The following is a 15510-nucleotide window of genomic DNA, read 5'->3' as shown; positions in this document are numbered from 1 at the left end:
GGCATGGCGATTCGTGTGCAGTCCACGGCGTTTGATCCCGGTGCTGAAGTCAACGCGATGCACGCGGCCAATGTCGGCGTCGGCGCGGTGGTGAGTTTTGTCGGCTACGTGCGCGACTTCAATGACGGGCTGGAGGTGGCCGGGATGTTCCTCGAACACTACCCGGGCATGACCGAAAAAGCCCTCGGCAAGATTGCCGTCGAGGCCGAGCAGCGCTGGCCGTTGTTGAAACTGGAAGTGTTGCACCGCATCGGCGCGCTGGAACCGGGTGAGCCGATCGTGTTTGTCGGCGCCGCCAGCGCCCATCGCCAGGCCGCGTTCGATGCCTGCGCCTTTGTCATGGACTACCTGAAAACCCGCGCGCCGTTCTGGAAGAAAGAAAACACCAGCGACGGCCCGCGTTGGGTCGAAGGGCGTGACAGTGATCATGCCGCTGCGGATCGCTGGAACAATTAAAGTCCTGTTGCGCCCTCAAGTCAGCCATCGCGAGCAGGCTCACTCCTACAGTTGGAATGCGTTCCCCTGTAGGAGTGAGCCTGCTCGCGATGGCGTCATCCGCCATACAAAAAAATCCTGCCTATCTGCCCGATTGACGGCTTGTACCTATAAGTCCAATATGGATTTATAAGTACAAAAAAGGCATGTCCCTCCGTTTCAGCTCTTTCTTGCCAAACCAACAACAACCCGCGAGAGAACGAACATGAAGAAACTCCCCCTCATCACCGGTCTGGCCCTGAGCCTGTTGGCGTGCACCAGCGTGTATGCCGCCGAGCAAACCCTGCGCATCGGCATCGAAGCCGCCTATCCGCCGTTCGCCTCAAAAACCGACAAGGGCGAAATCGTTGGTTTCGACTACGACATCGGCAATGCCCTGTGCGCGCAGATGAAGGTCAAGTGCGTGTGGGTCGAGGGTGAGTTCGATGGCCTGATTCCGTCGCTGAAAGTGAAGAAAATCGACATGGCCCTGTCGTCGATGACCATCAATGAGGACCGTAAAAAGTCGGTGGATTTCACCCACAAGTATTACTTCACCTCGTCGCGACTGGTAATGAAGGAAGGCGCCACGGTCGATGATCAATACGCCAGCCTCAAGGGCAAGAACGTCGGCGTGCAGCGTGCGACCACCACCGACCGTTATGCCACCGAGGTGTTCGAGCCCAAGGGCATCAACGTCAAGCGCTACAGCAACAACGAAGAAATCTACATGGACCTGGCGGCGGGGCGCCTCGATGCGATTTTCGCCGACACCATTCCGTTGAATGATTTCCTGTCGATGCCGCGCGGCAAGGGTTACGCATTTGTCGGGCCTGAGTTGAAGGACCCGAAATACGTGGGAGAGGGCGCGGGGATTGCGGTGCGCAAGGGCAATACTGAACTGGTCAGCCAGTTGAATGGCGCCATCGATGGCATTCGCGCGAGTGGCGAGTACCAGAAGATTTCCGAGAAGTATTTCAAGTCCGATATCTACGGCGACTGATAGTCCGCTATCGCGAGCAGGCTCACTCCTACATTTGGAATGCGTTCCCCTGTAGGAGTGAGCCTGCTCGCGATGGCGTCAAAGAAATCACCGCAAATCTCAGCCCTTCAATTCCTTCAAATGCTTGTACACCGTCGCCCGCCCCATGTTCAGCACATTGGCCACATAGTTCGAGGCGCTCTTGCCCTTGAACGCACCCTCGGCGTGCAGCGCCAGCACCAGTTCGCGCTTGTGGTCACGGGTCAGCAGATTCAGGCTCAGCTGACGTTCGCGCAGCCAGGCGTGGAGGAAGGTGTTGATGCGTTCCTGCCAGTCATCGCGAAACAGGGAGTCCGGTTGCGGGATCAGTTTGCTCGGCGACAGGAACAGGTCCAGCGCGGCCTTGGCATTTTCGAACAGCGAAATATTCAGGTTGATGCACAGCACGGCCAGCGGCCGGCCTTCGCTGTCGCGCAGCACCGTGCTCAGGCTGCGAATCTTCTGGCCGTCCCAATTCAGTTTTTCATACGGGCCAATGTTACGGTCGCTGACATCCTCGCTGAGCATGTCTTCGAGCGACGAATCGTCGCCGATCTCGCGTTTGGACAGGTTGTTGGCGATGTAGTCGACCTTTTGCGTGCGCAGGTCGTGCAGCACCACTTCGGCGTGGGGAAAGAACAGCGTGGCGATGGCGTCGGCGACGGCACGGAAGTTATCCAGTGCCGGATCGAATTCGGGGGCGGTCATGATTGTGGAGCTCCAGGCGGCGTCAACGCCCCCGTGAACAGGGGGCGCTGCGAGTGTGCCGCAATCCGTTGGGCGCGTCATCCGCGAGGGTGTTCAGCCAAGGCGTGCCGGCGAGAGCATGGCGCTGCTCAGCCCGGCCTGCAGCAGCGCCTCAGGCAGCGGCTGACCCCGCACCAATGCCGCGCTGGCCTGGCCCATGGCCGGTGAGGTCTGAATGCCGTAGCCGCCCTGCGCCGCGACCCAGAACAGCCCCGGCACCTGTGGATCGAAGCCGCTGACCAAATCACCGTCGGCGACAAAGCTGCGCAACCCGGCCCAGGTGCGGGTCGGGCGGCGAATGGTCAGGGTCGTGGCTTCTTCTATCTGGTAGATGCCCATGGCAATGTCCAGTTCTTCCGGCTGCACGTCGTGCGGTTCGACCGGGTCGGCATTCGCTGGCGAGCCGAGAAACATCCCGGCGTCGGGCTTCATGTAGAACGATTCGTCGAGGCTGACCAGCATCGGCCAGTGATGGATGTCGACGCCTTTTGGCCCGGCGAAAATGAATGCGGCGCGGCGCTTCGGTTGCAGGCCCAGCGGTCTGGCGCCGGCCAGCGTACCGATCTGGTCGGCCCAGGCACCGGCGGCGTTGATCACCACTGGCGCGCTGAAGGTCTGGCCGTTGGTCTGCACTTGCCATTCGCCGTCAGCGTCACGACTCAGGCCCAGAACCTCGCAATCGGTGTGCACTTCACCGTGGTGACGGCGGATGCCGCGCAGGTAACCCTGATGCAGGGCGTCGGTGTCGATGTCGCTGGCGTTCGGGTCGTAGATCGCGCCATGGACCTTTTCCCGACGCAGGATCGGCAGGCGGGCGCAGGCTTCTTCAGCACTGAGCAATTGCATCTCCGGCACCGTGGCCTTGGCGCTGAGGTACTGGTTATTCAGTTCGGCGGCGTCACCGGTGAAATCGACGGTCATTTCGCCGCGCGGTGTGAGCAATGGATGTTCGCAGAAGCCACTCGGCGGCTGATCGAAAAACTCCCGGCTGGTCAGGGTCAGCGCCCGCACCTGCGTCGTTCCATAAGCGGCGGTGTAAATCGCTGCCGAGCGTCCGGTGGAGTGGTAGGCCGGGTGCGACTCACGTTCCAGCACAATCACTTTGGCGTGCGGCGACAGCCAGAACCCGGTGGAAGCGCCGGCAATCCCGCCGCCGATGATGATGAAGTCTGCCTGGCTCATGAAGGTCTCCGGTGTGGACGCAATATTGAGGAGTTCGCGATCTCCTGTAGGCGTGAGCCTGCTCGCGATAGCGCTTTTACATTCAACATTATCGTTGACTGATATACCGCTATCGCGAGCAGGCTCACTCCTACAGGGGATTTGTGGTGTTAGTTGGTCAAGTGATAAACCGCATTGGCCAGCGCAATGTCCTCCAGTCCCAAGCCGATTGAGCGGAAAAATACGTGACGGTCGTAACCGGGGCGCGAGACTTTCTCGCTGAGCAGATCGGCCAGGTCACCGACAATCGCCGACGAGTCCCAGCCATGCTGCTCGGTCGCGATCAGCATCTCACCGGCCGAGCCCGGCGTGGTCAGCCGATAATCGCAGAACACCTGCATGGCGTTGAGGCTCTGCGGCGGCACTTCATGGGCGCGCGGGGCGTTGGTGCTGATCGAAGTGATCAACGCCGGTTTGCTCAAGCTGGCCGGGTCGATCACCGGGCCGGCGGATGAGGTGCAGAGCATGATTACATCGGCCTCGGCGAGCGCGGCTTCGCGGCTGTCGGCAATCTTCAGATCGGGCGCGATGGCTTTCAATTGTGCCTGAGTTTCAACGTCTGCCAGCAAGGAGGGCGAATACACGCTGATGCTCTGCCAGTCGCGCAGACCTTTCACGTAATGCAGATGGGCCTGTGCGACCTTGCCACTGCCAATGATCGTCAGTCGCGCAGCATTCAGCGGGGCGAGGGCGTCGACTGCCACCGCCGTGGTCGCGGCGGTACGCGCGGTGGTCAGTTCACCGGCATCGCACAGCAGCAGCGGCTGACCGGTTTGCATCGACATCAACAGGGTCCACGCCGTCACCAGCGGCCCCTGTTCGCGGACGATGTACGGCGACGTCTTGACCCCGTACACACCGTCTTCGGCCAGCACCCCCAGATAATTGATGAAGTCGCCAGCGCCCTGCGGGAACTCCACCAACTGCTGCGCCGGTTGCACGGCGTGACCGGCGGCGAGGTCGCGAAACAGTTTGCGCAGGATCTGCGGGACGTCGATGCGCGCCAGCAGTTCGCGGGCCTGAGGTTGGTCGATCACGTAGGGCGTAGTGGCCATGTCAGGCTCCGGCGTCTAGATTTAAACTAATTTGTCCATTATGGACTTTTGGTTGTCTATCGCAAGCGCCCGGTGAAACGCCGGGCGAAAAAAAAGCGCAGTCGTCGCCGGCTGCGCTTTTCTTTATGGGCTCGCTTATTGCGGACGCTTGCGCTCTACCGCACGCAGCAGGTGCGTCGGCGGGGTTTCGCAGCTGATCTTGCGACCGAGCTTCTCTTCGATGGACGGCAACTGGTAGGAGTCGTCCTCGCCGGCGAAGCTGATCGACACGCCGTCAGCGCCGGCGCGACCGGTACGGCCGATGCGGTGCACGTAGTCGTCCGGCACTTCCGGCAGGGTGAAGTTGATCACGTGGCTGATGCCGTCGATGTGAATACCGCGACCGGCGACATCCGTGGCCACCAGCACGCGGATCTTGCCTTCGCGGAAGCCTTCGAGGGTCTTGATGCGCTTGTGCTGCGGCACGTCGCCGGACAGTTGCGCGGCGTTGATGCCGTCGCGCACCAGGCGTTCTTCGATGCGGCGCACTTCGTCCTTGCGGTTGGCGAAGACGATGACCCGTTCCCAGCCGTTATCGTTGACCAGGTTGTAGAGCAATTTGTATTTGTCAGCCGCGGCCACCGCATAGATGTGCTGCTCGACGTTTTCGTTGGCGACGTTGGTGATTTCGATTTCGACGATCGCCGGATCCGTGGTCCATTGCTTGGCCAGGTTCATCACGTCTTCGGTGAAGGTCGCGGAGAACAGCAGGGTCTGGCGCTCGGCCTTTGGCGGGGTCTGGCGAATGATCTGCCGCACTTGCGGGATGAAACCCATGTCGAGCATGCGGTCGGCTTCGTCCAGCACCATCACTTCGACCATGTCCAGGTGCACGTCGCCGCGCTGGTTGAAGTCGAGCAGACGGCCCGGGGTGGCGACAAGAATGTCGCAATGGCGCGCTTCGAGGTGCTTGAGCTGCTTGTCGAAGTCCATGCCGCCCACGAACGTCATGACGTTGAGGCCGGTGTACTTGGTCAGGTCAGCGGCGTCCTTGGCGATCTGCACCACCAGCTCGCGGGTCGGCGCGATGATCAGCGCACGGGGTTCGCCCATGTAGCGTTCTTTCGGCGGCGGGGTCTGCAACAGCTGAGTGATGATCGAGATCAGGAACGCGGCGGTCTTGCCGGTGCCGGTCTGCGCGCGGCCGATGGCGTCTTTGCCGGCGAGGGTGAAACCCAACACCTGCGCCTGGATCGGCGTGCAGTACGGAAAGCCCAGGTCCTGGATGGCGTGCATCAGTTCCGGAGCGAGTTTGAAATCGTGGAAGCGGGTTTTGCCTTCCTGGGGTTCGACGACGAAGTCTTCGAGTTTCCAGGGAATGACCGGTGCCTTGGGCTTCGGTTCGCGGCGCGGGCGGGGCGGTTTCGGCGCTTCGGCGCGGACCGGTTCGGCGGCGGCAGCGGGTTGTGGCTCGGGCTCGGGTGTCGCTACCGGAGCCGGACGTTCAGCCTTGGGCGCATCGCTGCGAGGGCCGGGGGCGTGCGACGGCGCACTGGGAACTGGCGCGAGCTGCTCAGCCTCGCTTTTACCGAACATTTTCTTGAGTGCTTCGAGCACGGTCATCTCATCAATTGGTTAAGGAATGTACGCCGGCCAGTGTAATGCAAGAATCGGGCGCGGCGTAGTGGGATGATCAAAGGGGCGATGCAGCTGAAACGATCAACGCAGGCGTTCAGCCAGCCAGACGCTGATGTCACGAATTTCTTCGGGTAACACTTCGTGCTCCATTGGGTATTCCTGCCATGTCACGGTGACACCATGCTTCACCAAATGCTCATAGGCACTGCGCCCCATCGAGTTTTGCACCACCCCATCGAACTGGCCATGCAGGCACAGTGCCGGGATTCGTTGCTGGCTGGCGCAAAGCTCCATTTCGTCGGTGAAGGTCGGGGCATAGGTGGACAGGGCAAGTACGCCACCCAATGGACCTTGCCACTTTATATAAGCGGTGTGCAGGACCACGGCGCCACCCTGGGAAAACCCCGCGAGGAAAATCCGCGAGGCGTCTATTCCGAGGGTGCGCTGCACATCGATCATTTTGACGATGCGCGCTGACGATTCTTCCAGTTGCCCACGGTCAATCGACCGCGCCGGGCTCATGGCCTTTATGTCGTACCAGCTCGGCATCGCATAACCGCCATTGATGGTGACGGGCAGGGTCTGTGCCTGAGGCAGCACGAAGCGCGTGCTCAGCAGGTTTTCCTGCAGCGCTTCGGCCACCGGCAGGAAGTCATAGCGGTCCGCGCCGAGGCCGTGCAGCCAGATCACGCAGGCGTCTGCGGGCTTTACGGGTTCAAGAATCAGGGGCTCGGTCATGGCTGCTCCAAAAAAGTGCGGGCGCTCTCAATAAGTGCGTGATTGAGGTGCGCGCCCGGTCGATCCGTTAAGAAGATGTCGCAAGGCTACAAGTTTTGCTATTGACCTGTCGCGCAATCGCTTCAGCAGGCGGTGTGGTACGGGCTTTGCTATGAAGGATTCTGTACGAAGCATCCTACGTCTGGCGGTAACACTATCAGTGTACGTCTTGCGACGGGATTGCAAAGAATCCGGTGATGGATGTTCGCCAATGGCCGCTACGGGCAAAGCGAACGTGAAAGGGCTACAGCCCGTTCGGCCGATTGGTGAGAAGTGAGTTGTCCATGATGTGGATTTTCTCCTACTAGACTCATAGCGAAGGTCTTACGTCGGTTGACCCCAAAAAAAGCCAACACGGGTCAACAACGCCTCAAAAGGGTGCGACTGGACTCAAGCTCCGACACAACAAGAGCAAAACTGGAGGTTTGAATGAAGATGTTGAAATCCACTCTGGCGGTCGTGACTGCTGCAGCAGTACTCGGCGTCAGCGGGTTCGCTCAGGCGGGTGCAACCCTGGATGCCGTGCAGAAGAAAGGTTTCGTGCAGTGTGGCGTGAGCGACGGTCTGCCGGGCTTCTCGGTACCGGACGCTTCGGGCAAGATCCTCGGGATCGACGCTGACGTCTGCCGCGCTGTGGCCGCTGCCGTATTCGGCGACGCCAACAAGGTCAAGTTCAGCCAGTTGAACGCCAAGGAGCGCTTCACCGCGCTGCAGTCCGGCGAAATCGACCTGCTCTCGCGCAACACCACCATGACCAGTTCGCGTGACGCCGGCATGGGTCTGAAATTCCCGGGCTTCATCACCTACTACGACGGCGTGGGCTTTCTGGCCAACAACAAGCTGGGCGTGAAAAGTGCCAAGGAACTGGACGGTGCAACCATCTGCATCCAGGCCGGTACCACCACCGAGCTGAACGTCTCCGACTACTTCCGCGCCAACGGCCTGAAGTACACCCCGATCACTTTCGACACCTCCGATGAAAGCGCCAAGTCGCTGGAATCCGGTCGTTGCGACGTGCTGACCTCCGACAAGTCGCAGCTGTACGCACAGCGCAGCAAACTGGCCTCGCCAAAAGACTACGTGGTGCTGCCGGAAACCATTTCCAAGGAACCGCTGGGCCCGGTCGTGCGTAACGGCGACGACGAGTGGCTGGCGATCGTTCGCTGGGTTGGCTACGCGCTGCTGAACGCAGAAGAAGCCGGCGTGACGTCGAAAAACGTGCTGGAAGAAGCCAAATCCACCAAGAACCCTGACGTTGCCCGTCTGCTGGGTGCTGACGGTGAATATGGCAAGGACCTGAAACTGCCGAAGGATTGGGTTGTGAAAATCGTTTCGCAGGTCGGTAACTACGGTGAAATCTTCGAGAAAAACCTCGGCAAGAGCACTCCGCTGGAAATCGACCGTGGCCTGAACGCGCTGTGGACCAACGGCGGTATTCAGTACGCACCACCAGTGCGCTAATGGTTCTATCACCCGGCGGGCCAACCGCCGGGTGATGTTCTGTTCCATTTCTTCCGGGGCACTTCATGCAAAATTCAATCGGCGCACCAAAGCAGAGGCTCAGCCTCAGCGATCCGCGAGTGCGTGCGTGGCTGTTTCAGATCATCACCGTTGTGGCGGTGGTCGCCATGGGCTGGTATCTGTTCGATAACACCCAGACCAACCTGCAGCACCGGGGCATCACCTCCGGTTTCAGCTTTCTGGAGCGCAGTGCCGGATTCGGCATCGCTCAGCACCTGATCTCCTACACCGAAGCGGACAGTTACGCCCGGGTGTTCGTGATCGGCCTGCTCAACACGCTATTGGTGACCTTCATCGGCGTGATCCTGGCGACCCTGCTGGGCTTCATCATCGGCGTGGCGCGGCTGTCGCCGAACTGGATCATCAGCAAACTGGCGACCGTGTATGTGGAAGTGTTCCGCAACATTCCGCCGTTGCTGCAGATCCTGTTCTGGTACTTCGCGGTGTTCCTGACCATGCCGGGACCGCGCAACAGCCACAACTTCGGCGACACCTTCTTCGTCAGCAGCCGTGGCCTGAACATGCCGGCCGCGCAAATGGCTGACGGCTTCTGGGCGTTCTTCATCAGTGTGGTGCTGGCGATTGTCGCCATCGTGCTGATGTGCCGCTGGGCCAACAAACGTTTCGAAGACACCGGCGTACCGTTCCACAAGTTCTGGACCGGCCTGGCGATTCTGCTGGTGATCCCGACCTTGTGCGCGCTGATCTTCGGCGCACCGCTGCACTGGGAAATGCCGCAGCTCAAGGGCTTCAACTTCGTCGGCGGCTGGGTGTTGATCCCGGAACTGCTGGCATTGACCCTGGCGCTGACCGTGTACACCGCCGCGTTCATCGCGGAAATCGTGCGTTCGGGGATCAAGTCGGTCAGCCACGGCCAGACCGAAGCGGCCCGTTCGCTCGGCCTGCGCAACGGCCCTACCCTGCGCAAGGTGATCATTCCGCAAGCACTGCGGGTGATCATTCCGCCGCTGACCAGCCAATACCTGAACCTGGCGAAAAACTCCTCGCTGGCCGCCGGTATCGGTTACCCGGAAATGGTTTCGCTGTTCGCCGGCACCGTGCTCAACCAGACCGGCCAGGCCATCGAAGTCATTGCCATCACCATGAGCGTGTACCTGGCGATCAGTATCAGCATTTCCCTGCTGATGAACTGGTACAACAAGCGCATTGCGCTGATCGAGCGGTGAGGAAACGCGCATGACAACCCATACTTTCAAACCCGACATGCCACCGCCGGCCAAGGTCTTCGGCCCGATGGCATGGATACGCGCCAACATGTTCTCCAGCTGGCTCAACACCCTGCTGACGCTGTTTGCGTTCTATCTGATTTACCTGGTGGTCCCACCGATTCTCAGCTGGGCGATTCTCGATGCCAACTGGGTCGGCACCACCCGCGCCGACTGCACCAAGGACGGCGCCTGCTGGGTGTTCATCCAGCAGCGTTTCGGCCAGTTCATGTACGGCTACTACCCGGTGGAACTGCGCTGGCGCGTCGACCTGACCGTGTGGCTGGCAGTTCTCGGCGTGGCGCCACTGTTCATTTCGCGCTTCCCGCGTAAAGCGGTGTACGGCCTGAGCTTCCTGGTGGTCTATCCAATCGTCGCGTGGTGCCTGCTGCATGGCGGCGTCTTCGGCCTCGACAGCGTGGCGACCAGCCAGTGGGGCGGGTTGATGCTGACGCTGGTCATCGCCACGGTCGGTATCGCCGGCGCCTTGCCGCTGGGGATCATCCTCGCGTTGGGCCGGCGCTCGAACATGCCGGCGATTCGCGTGGTCTGCGTGACGTTCATCGAGTTCTGGCGGGGCGTGCCGCTGATCACCGTGCTGTTCATGTCGTCGGTGATGCTGCCGTTGTTCCTGCCCGAAGGCATGAACTTCGACAAGCTGCTGCGGGCGCTGATCGGGGTGATCCTGTTCCAGTCGGCCTATGTCGCCGAAGTGGTGCGTGGCGGTCTGCAAGCGATCCCCAAAGGTCAGTACGAAGCCGCGGCCGCGATGGGCCTCGGTTACTGGCGCGCCATGGGCCTGGTGATTCTGCCGCAAGCCCTGAAGCTGGTGATCCCGGGCATCGTCAACACCTTCATTGCGCTGTTCAAGGACACTAGCCTCGTGATCATCATCGGCCTGTTTGACCTGCTCAACAGCGTCAAGCAAGCCGCTGCCGATCCGAAATGGCTGGGCATGGCCACCGAAGGCTACGTGTTCGCCGCCCTGGTGTTCTGGATTTTCTGTTTTGGTATGTCGCGCTATTCCATGCACCTGGAACGCAAGCTCGACACTGGCCACAAGCGTTAGGAGTTCTCTGTAAATGAGCGAAGCAATCAAAAAGCCTGTGGGCCCTGAAGGCATTATCCAGATGCAGGGCGTGAACAAGTGGTACGGCCAGTTCCACGTGCTGAAAGACATCAACCTCAACGTCAAACAGGGCGAGCGTATCGTGCTGTGCGGCCCGTCGGGTTCCGGCAAGTCGACCACCATCCGTTGCCTCAATCGCCTGGAAGAACACCAGCAGGGCCGCATCGTGGTCGACGGCGTGGAACTGACCAACGACCTCAAGCAGATCGAGGCGATCCGCCGCGAAGTCGGCATGGTGTTCCAGCACTTCAACCTGTTCCCGCACCTGACCATCCTGCAGAACTGCACGCTGGCGCCGATGTGGGTGCGCAAGATGCCCAAGCGCAAGGCCGAGGAAATCGCCATGCATTATCTGGAGCGCGTACGCATTCCGGAGCAGGCGCATAAATTCCCGGGGCAACTGTCCGGCGGCCAGCAACAGCGTGTGGCGATCGCCCGCGCGCTGTGCATGAAACCGAAAATCATGTTGTTCGACGAACCGACTTCAGCACTCGACCCGGAGATGGTCAAAGAGGTGCTGGACACCATGATCGGCCTCGCCGAAGACGGCATGACCATGCTCTGCGTGACCCACGAAATGGGTTTCGCCCGCACCGTGGCCAACCGCGTGATCTTCATGGACAAAGGCGAGATCGTTGAACAGGCGGCACCGAATGACTTCTTCGACAATCCGCAGAATGATCGGACCAAGTTGTTCTTGAGTCAGATCTTGCATTGATGGCTTGATCACCGCGTCAAACAGAAAAGCCCTGCCGGATGCCCGGCGGGGCTTTTTTCATTGTGCGGAATCAATCTGCGCCGGCTTGGCGCTCAAGGGCCAGTTGCACGGCGCGCAATGCGTTGAGGCGGCCGTGCCCGTAGTAATGACTGTGGCCGTTTGCATCGTATTGACCGAGCGGCCCGTCGTCGGGGTGGCCGATCTTGTCGCAGCAGTCGGCAAGTATCTGCCGCACCGCCAGGCGATCGAGGCCGGGGTTGACGCTCAGCACCAATGCCGCGATGCCCGCGGCGCCAGGGCAGGCGCTGGAGGTGCCGCTGAAGGCGTCGGTGTAGGCCGGCAGCGTTTGCGTGGCGAAGCGTCCACTCAAATCTGTGGTGCGGATGCCGCGGGTCTGCGGGATCGAGGTGGAGGGTTTGAACTTTGGATCAGGGTGTTGCTGATCGCCGCTGGGAAAGCAGCACCAGAGCGCCTTGCCATAATCGCTGTAGGCACTGCGCCGGCTCTGGTCATTGCAGGCACCTACGGCGATCACCTGCGGGTGGCTGGAATAGCCGTCATTATCAGCGCTTTCGTTACCGTTGCCGGCACCGAAGAAAATCACGCAGCCTTTGCCATTACGGCCCTGGGTGGCCGCATATTCGATGGCCAGCCGAGTGCTCGCCGCCAACGGAAATATCTGGGTGTGACGCGGATCCGTCGGGTCGGCCCAATGCCCTTCAGCCGGTCCCCAGCTGCAGGAAATGATGTCGGCCCCCTGCTCGGCAGCCCAGAAGAAGGCGTCGGCCTCGGCGCGTGCACCCAAGGGGCGGGTGAGTTTCAGCGGCATCAGACTGGCCTTGGGGGCGACGCCACTGGCGCCGGACGCGCCATTGGCACAAGCCACCCCGGCAGCGGCAGTGCCATGACGCTCCATGGCATTTTTCGGCCGCGGACCCTGTTTGGCGTTGCGTCGGTCAAAATTCTGCGCGCCGACGACTTTGCCTTCCCCGGCGAACTCGGGATGGTCGATATCAAAGGCATCATCAATGACCGCTATGACGACACCTGCGCCCTGCGTGAGCGCATGGGCGGCCTCGACATTGGCGCTGGCGTCGATGTCGACCTGATAGGTCACGGTGGTTTTTTTCAGGTGCCATTGATTGGCGTGAATTGCCCGGCGCTCACCTTGGCGCAACATTTCCGGATGGCAGTATTCAATGTCGTCGCGCTTGAGCCATTCACAGGTGAGTGGGCAAACATCGGTGCCCCGCGTGCCCGGGTGGTAGACGAAAAAGGCATTTTTTGCGTAGGCCACCTCTTGTTTGATCATCAGACCCAGCTCGTCGAGTATCGCCATGCACTGAGTGGGTTTCAGCGAGTCGATGAACTTCAGAAAGATGTTTTCGGTGTAAAGCACGGGCTCCTGCGTGACAGGGTCCATCAGCACGCTGCCAGCGAAGCGAACATCCGGCAGCGCTCGTAACAGCGCCTTGCGCTGCGCCGGGTCCGAATGCTCAGGCAGTTTGAAGACTTGCACATCCGCATCTTCGACATGCAGCAACAGCTCGCAGCCTTCCAGCGCCGTGTCGGCAGATTCGCAGCACAGCGCGTGCGCCAGTTGTTTTCCCGCGTGGCTGCGCACAGCCAGCCATTGGCGGTTCTTCTCCAATATGAAAGGGCGCCCGTGCTGCTTGCCGAATTGGACTTCTACCATGGTGTTTCAAATCCCTTTGGATGAAAAAGGGCGAGCAAAAGGGCGCTCGCCGTTCAATGCCCGAAGTCTGAAACCAGTCTGCGCCGGGGTATGTAGGAGCATTCTTTCCGCTTCTGTGGGAAAGCACTTTGCTTGAAAGGGGATTCGGCTACTCGAGGTGTAGGTCGTACGCTGCTTGGTGGCGGCGCCCCCAAAGGTTGCCTACAGATGCCATCCTGACTACCATGTCAGAAAATTCATCCTATGATTGGATGAAAGGGCGAATCCATGTCAGACATTTCTCCACTCATTAAACGATCCCTGGTCGATCAGGCCCTGGATCAGTTACGGCAGCGCATCAACAGCGGTGCCTGGCAGGTGGGCGAGCGCCTGCCGACCGAGCCGGAAGTGAGCGCTGAGTTGGGCATCAGCCGCAACACCGTGCGCGAGGCCATGCGCGTGCTGGCGTTCTCCGGGTTGATCGAAATCCGCCAGGGCGACGGCAGTTATTTGCGCGCGGTGGTCGACCCGATGGACACGCTCAAGGCGCTGTCCCGCTGTTCGCCGGAGCATGCACGCGAGACCCGGCACATCCTGGAAGTCGAGGCCATTGGCCTGGCGGCGTTGCGTCGCACCGATGAGGATCTGATCGCCTTGCGTGAAGCGCTTGGCACCAGCGGCAGCCACTACCACGGCGATCTCGACACCTACATTGCCTGCGATCTGGTGTTCCACCGCCGTCTGGTGGATGCCGCGCATAACCCGACCCTGAGCGAGTTGTATCGCTATTTTTCCAGCATTGTCGGCGCGCAATTGCGCCAGACGCTGAACATCGTCCCGCGCCGTCAGGAAGTGTTCGACCTGCACATCGAGCTGCTCGATGCGGTCGAACAACGCGACCCGGAACGGGCCAAAGCCATATCGAGGCAGTTGATCAATGAACCTTGAAAGCGAGAAAAACTTCTCAACCCCCAAGCGTACGGCAGAACTTGAAGAGCTGCTGATCGACGCCGAGGCCGATGATGAGCAAGTGCAGCAAAGCCATCCGCTGGTGCGCCGGCCGTGGCTGTTGCTGCTGGGGCTGATTCTGGTGGCGCTGAACCTGCGCCCGGCGCTGTCGAGCATGGCGCCACTGCTCAGTGAAGTATCGAAGAGTCTGGGCCTGTCTGCCGCGCAGGCCGGTCTGCTGACCACTTTGCCGGTGTTATGCCTTGGCTTGTTCGCACCGCTGGCGCCGATTCTGGCGCGGCGTTTCGGTGCCGAACGGGTAGTGCTCGGCATTCTGCTGACCCTGGCCGGCGGGATCATCCTGCGCAGCAACTTCGGTGAGATCGGCCTGTTCGCCGGCAGCGTGCTGGGCGGTGCGAGCATCGGCATTATCGGCGTGTTGCTGCCGGGCATCGTCAAACGCGACTTCGCCAAACATGCCGGGACCATGACCGGCGTCTACACCATGGCCCTGTGCCTGGGCGCGGCGATGGCGGCGGGTTCTACCGTGCCGCTGAGCGAACACTTCGACAACAGTTGGGCGCTGGGCCTGGGTTTTTGGGTGATCCCGGCGCTGGTGGCGGCGCTGTTCTGGCTGCCGCAAGTCGGGCAAAAACACGGCGCGCACAACGTGGCCTATCGGGTGCGCGGGCTGCTGCGTGATCCGCTGGCCTGGCAGGTGACCTTGTACATGGGCCTGCAATCGTCGCTGGCGTACATCGTGTTTGGCTGGTTGCCGTCGATCCTGATCGGCCGCGGACTGACCCCGACCCAGGCCGGTCTGGTGCTGTCCGGCTCGGTGATCATCCAGCTCGCCAGCTCCCTCGCGGCGCCATGGCTGGCGACCCGTGGCAAGGATCAACGCCTGGCAATCGTGCTGGTCATGGCGCTGACCCTCGGTGGTTTGTTCGGTTGCCTGTATGCACCGATCGAAGGGCTGTGGGGCTGGGCGATTTTGCTGGGGCTGGGGCAGGGCGGTACGTTCAGCCTGGCGCTGACGCTGATCGTGCTGCGTTCGCGCGACTCGCATGTCGCGGCGAACCTGTCGAGCATGTCGCAGGGCTTCGGATACACGCTGGCGTCAATGGGGCCGTTCGCGGTCGGCGTGGTGCATGACTGGACCGGCGGCTGGAATGCGGTGGGCTGGATCTTCGGCATCATTGGCACCGGTGCGATCATCGCCGGGCTGGGTGCCGGGCGTGCGTTGTACGTGCAAGTGCAAAGCGAAAAGATCTGACACGGTTCAAATTGTAGGAGTGAGCCTGCTCGCGATAGCGGTGTGTCAGTCAGCGCAATGTTGACCGACACACCGCTATCGCGAGCAGGCTCACTCCTACAGTGG

14 protein-coding genes are annotated in these 15510 nt (G+C 60.9%); 8 read left to right on the top strand and 6 right to left on the bottom strand.

Annotation, left to right across the window (positions count from 1 at the left end; all coding sequences use genetic code 11):
• Nucleotides 1–3 precede the first annotated feature (3 nt).
• Nucleotides 4–456, top strand: coding sequence for a molybdopterin synthase catalytic subunit MoaE (gene moaE, locus J5M57_RS03790; protein ID WP_207847444.1), 453 nt, complete (start codon nt 4–6; stop codon nt 454–456).
• 244 nt (nt 457–700) lie between these two features.
• Nucleotides 701–1477, top strand: coding sequence for an ABC transporter substrate-binding protein (locus J5M57_RS03785; protein WP_064586075.1), 777 nt, complete (start codon nt 701–703; stop codon nt 1475–1477).
• A gap of 99 nt (nt 1478–1576) precedes the next feature.
• Here J5M57_RS03785 and J5M57_RS03780 read toward each other — a convergent pair whose 3' ends face one another.
• From J5M57_RS03780 to J5M57_RS03760, 5 genes are all read right to left on the bottom strand, one after another.
• Nucleotides 1577–2203: a transcriptional regulator gene (locus J5M57_RS03780; RefSeq protein ID WP_064586076.1), complete on the bottom strand. Its 627-nt coding sequence runs from the start codon at nt 2201–2203 to the stop codon at nt 1577–1579.
• 93 nt (nt 2204–2296) lie between these two features.
• Complete coding sequence (locus tag J5M57_RS03775) at nt 2297–3424, bottom strand: FAD-binding oxidoreductase (protein ID WP_207847441.1); 1128 nt, start codon at nt 3422–3424, stop codon at nt 2297–2299.
• A 149-nt stretch (nt 3425–3573) separates the two neighbouring features.
• On the bottom strand, nt 3574–4518 hold the full coding sequence (locus tag J5M57_RS03770) for an ornithine cyclodeaminase family protein (protein ID WP_207847439.1): 945 nt from the start codon (nt 4516–4518) through the stop codon (nt 3574–3576).
• 135 nt (nt 4519–4653) lie between these two features.
• Nucleotides 4654–6120: an ATP-dependent RNA helicase RhlB gene (gene rhlB / locus J5M57_RS03765; protein WP_207847438.1), complete on the bottom strand. Its 1467-nt coding sequence runs from the start codon at nt 6118–6120 to the stop codon at nt 4654–4656.
• Nucleotides 6121–6216: 96 nt separating this feature from the next.
• Complete coding sequence (locus tag J5M57_RS03760) at nt 6217–6873, bottom strand: alpha/beta hydrolase (RefSeq protein WP_207847436.1); 657 nt, start codon at nt 6871–6873, stop codon at nt 6217–6219.
• Nucleotides 6874–7341: 468 nt separating this feature from the next.
• Between J5M57_RS03760 and J5M57_RS03755 the strand changes: the two genes are divergently transcribed.
• The 4 genes from J5M57_RS03755 to J5M57_RS03740 all read left to right on the top strand — a co-directional run bounded on the left by J5M57_RS03755 (nt 7342) and on the right by J5M57_RS03740 (nt 11506).
• Nucleotides 7342–8373: an amino acid ABC transporter substrate-binding protein gene (locus J5M57_RS03755; protein ID WP_047292688.1), complete on the top strand. Its 1032-nt coding sequence runs from the start codon at nt 7342–7344 to the stop codon at nt 8371–8373.
• A 65-nt stretch (nt 8374–8438) separates the two neighbouring features.
• Nucleotides 8439–9620, top strand: coding sequence for an amino acid ABC transporter permease (locus tag J5M57_RS03750; RefSeq protein ID WP_027610940.1), 1182 nt, complete (start codon nt 8439–8441; stop codon nt 9618–9620).
• A gap of 10 nt (nt 9621–9630) precedes the next feature.
• Nucleotides 9631–10728 (top strand): amino acid ABC transporter permease, encoded by a 1098-nt coding sequence (locus tag J5M57_RS03745; RefSeq protein ID WP_064586082.1) that lies wholly within the window; start codon nt 9631–9633, stop codon nt 10726–10728.
• Between the two features lie 13 nt (nt 10729–10741).
• Nucleotides 10742–11506, top strand: coding sequence for an amino acid ABC transporter ATP-binding protein (locus tag J5M57_RS03740; RefSeq protein ID WP_003221897.1), 765 nt, complete (start codon nt 10742–10744; stop codon nt 11504–11506).
• Between the two features lie 70 nt (nt 11507–11576).
• Here the strand turns inward: J5M57_RS03740 and J5M57_RS03735 are convergent, their stop codons facing one another.
• Nucleotides 11577–13202 carry a S8 family serine peptidase gene (locus tag J5M57_RS03735; RefSeq protein WP_207847434.1) on the bottom strand — a complete coding sequence of 542 codons (1626 nt, stop codon included), beginning with the start codon at nt 13200–13202 and terminating at the stop codon, nt 11577–11579.
• 267 nt (nt 13203–13469) lie between these two features.
• Here J5M57_RS03735 and J5M57_RS03730 point away from each other — a divergent pair, with 267 nt between their 5' ends.
• Together J5M57_RS03730 and J5M57_RS03725 are read left to right on the top strand one after the other, a co-directional pair.
• Nucleotides 13470–14129 (top strand): FadR/GntR family transcriptional regulator, encoded by a 660-nt coding sequence (locus J5M57_RS03730; RefSeq protein WP_207847432.1) that lies wholly within the window; start codon nt 13470–13472, stop codon nt 14127–14129.
• Complete coding sequence (locus J5M57_RS03725) at nt 14119–15405, top strand: CynX/NimT family MFS transporter (protein WP_064586085.1); 1287 nt, start codon at nt 14119–14121, stop codon at nt 15403–15405. Before J5M57_RS03730 ends, J5M57_RS03725 begins: the two co-directional genes overlap by 11 nt.
• Nucleotides 15406–15510: the final 105 nt, after the last annotated feature.

Origin of the sequence: Pseudomonas sp. 86_A (assembly GCF_017491705.1) — a bacterium.
Classification (GTDB): domain Bacteria; phylum Pseudomonadota; class Gammaproteobacteria; order Pseudomonadales; family Pseudomonadaceae; genus Aquipseudomonas; species Aquipseudomonas koreensis.
The sequence above is the reverse complement of the archived record's forward strand: the minus strand, read 5'-3'. Positions and strand labels throughout refer to the sequence as shown.

Bases quoted from the DNA above. Each gene is read 5' to 3' on its own strand.
- moaE (WP_207847444.1), top strand. From the start codon at position 4: ATGGCGATTCGTGTGCAGTCCACGGCGTTTGATCCCGGTGCTGAAGTC.
- J5M57_RS03785 (WP_064586075.1), top strand. From the start codon at position 701: ATGAAGAAACTCCCCCTCATCACCGGTCTGGCCCTGAGCCTGTTGGCG.
- J5M57_RS03780 (WP_064586076.1), bottom strand. From the start codon at position 2,203: ATGACCGCCCCCGAATTCGATCCGGCACTGGATAACTTCCGTGCCGTC.
- J5M57_RS03775 (WP_207847441.1), bottom strand. From the start codon at position 3,424: ATGAGCCAGGCAGACTTCATCATCATCGGCGGCGGGATTGCCGGCGCT.
- J5M57_RS03770 (WP_207847439.1), bottom strand. From the start codon at position 4,518: ATGGCCACTACGCCCTACGTGATCGACCAACCTCAGGCCCGCGAACTG.
- rhlB (WP_207847438.1), bottom strand. From the start codon at position 6,120: ATGACCGTGCTCGAAGCACTCAAGAAAATGTTCGGTAAAAGCGAGGCT.
- J5M57_RS03760 (WP_207847436.1), bottom strand. From the start codon at position 6,873: ATGACCGAGCCCCTGATTCTTGAACCCGTAAAGCCCGCAGACGCCTGC.
- J5M57_RS03755 (WP_047292688.1), top strand. From the start codon at position 7,342: ATGAAGATGTTGAAATCCACTCTGGCGGTCGTGACTGCTGCAGCAGTA.
- J5M57_RS03750 (WP_027610940.1), top strand. From the start codon at position 8,439: ATGCAAAATTCAATCGGCGCACCAAAGCAGAGGCTCAGCCTCAGCGAT.
- J5M57_RS03745 (WP_064586082.1), top strand. From the start codon at position 9,631: ATGACAACCCATACTTTCAAACCCGACATGCCACCGCCGGCCAAGGTC.
- J5M57_RS03740 (WP_003221897.1), top strand. From the start codon at position 10,742: ATGAGCGAAGCAATCAAAAAGCCTGTGGGCCCTGAAGGCATTATCCAG.
- J5M57_RS03735 (WP_207847434.1), bottom strand. From the start codon at position 13,202: ATGGTAGAAGTCCAATTCGGCAAGCAGCACGGGCGCCCTTTCATATTG.
- J5M57_RS03730 (WP_207847432.1), top strand. From the start codon at position 13,470: ATGTCAGACATTTCTCCACTCATTAAACGATCCCTGGTCGATCAGGCC.
- J5M57_RS03725 (WP_064586085.1), top strand. From the start codon at position 14,119: ATGAACCTTGAAAGCGAGAAAAACTTCTCAACCCCCAAGCGTACGGCA.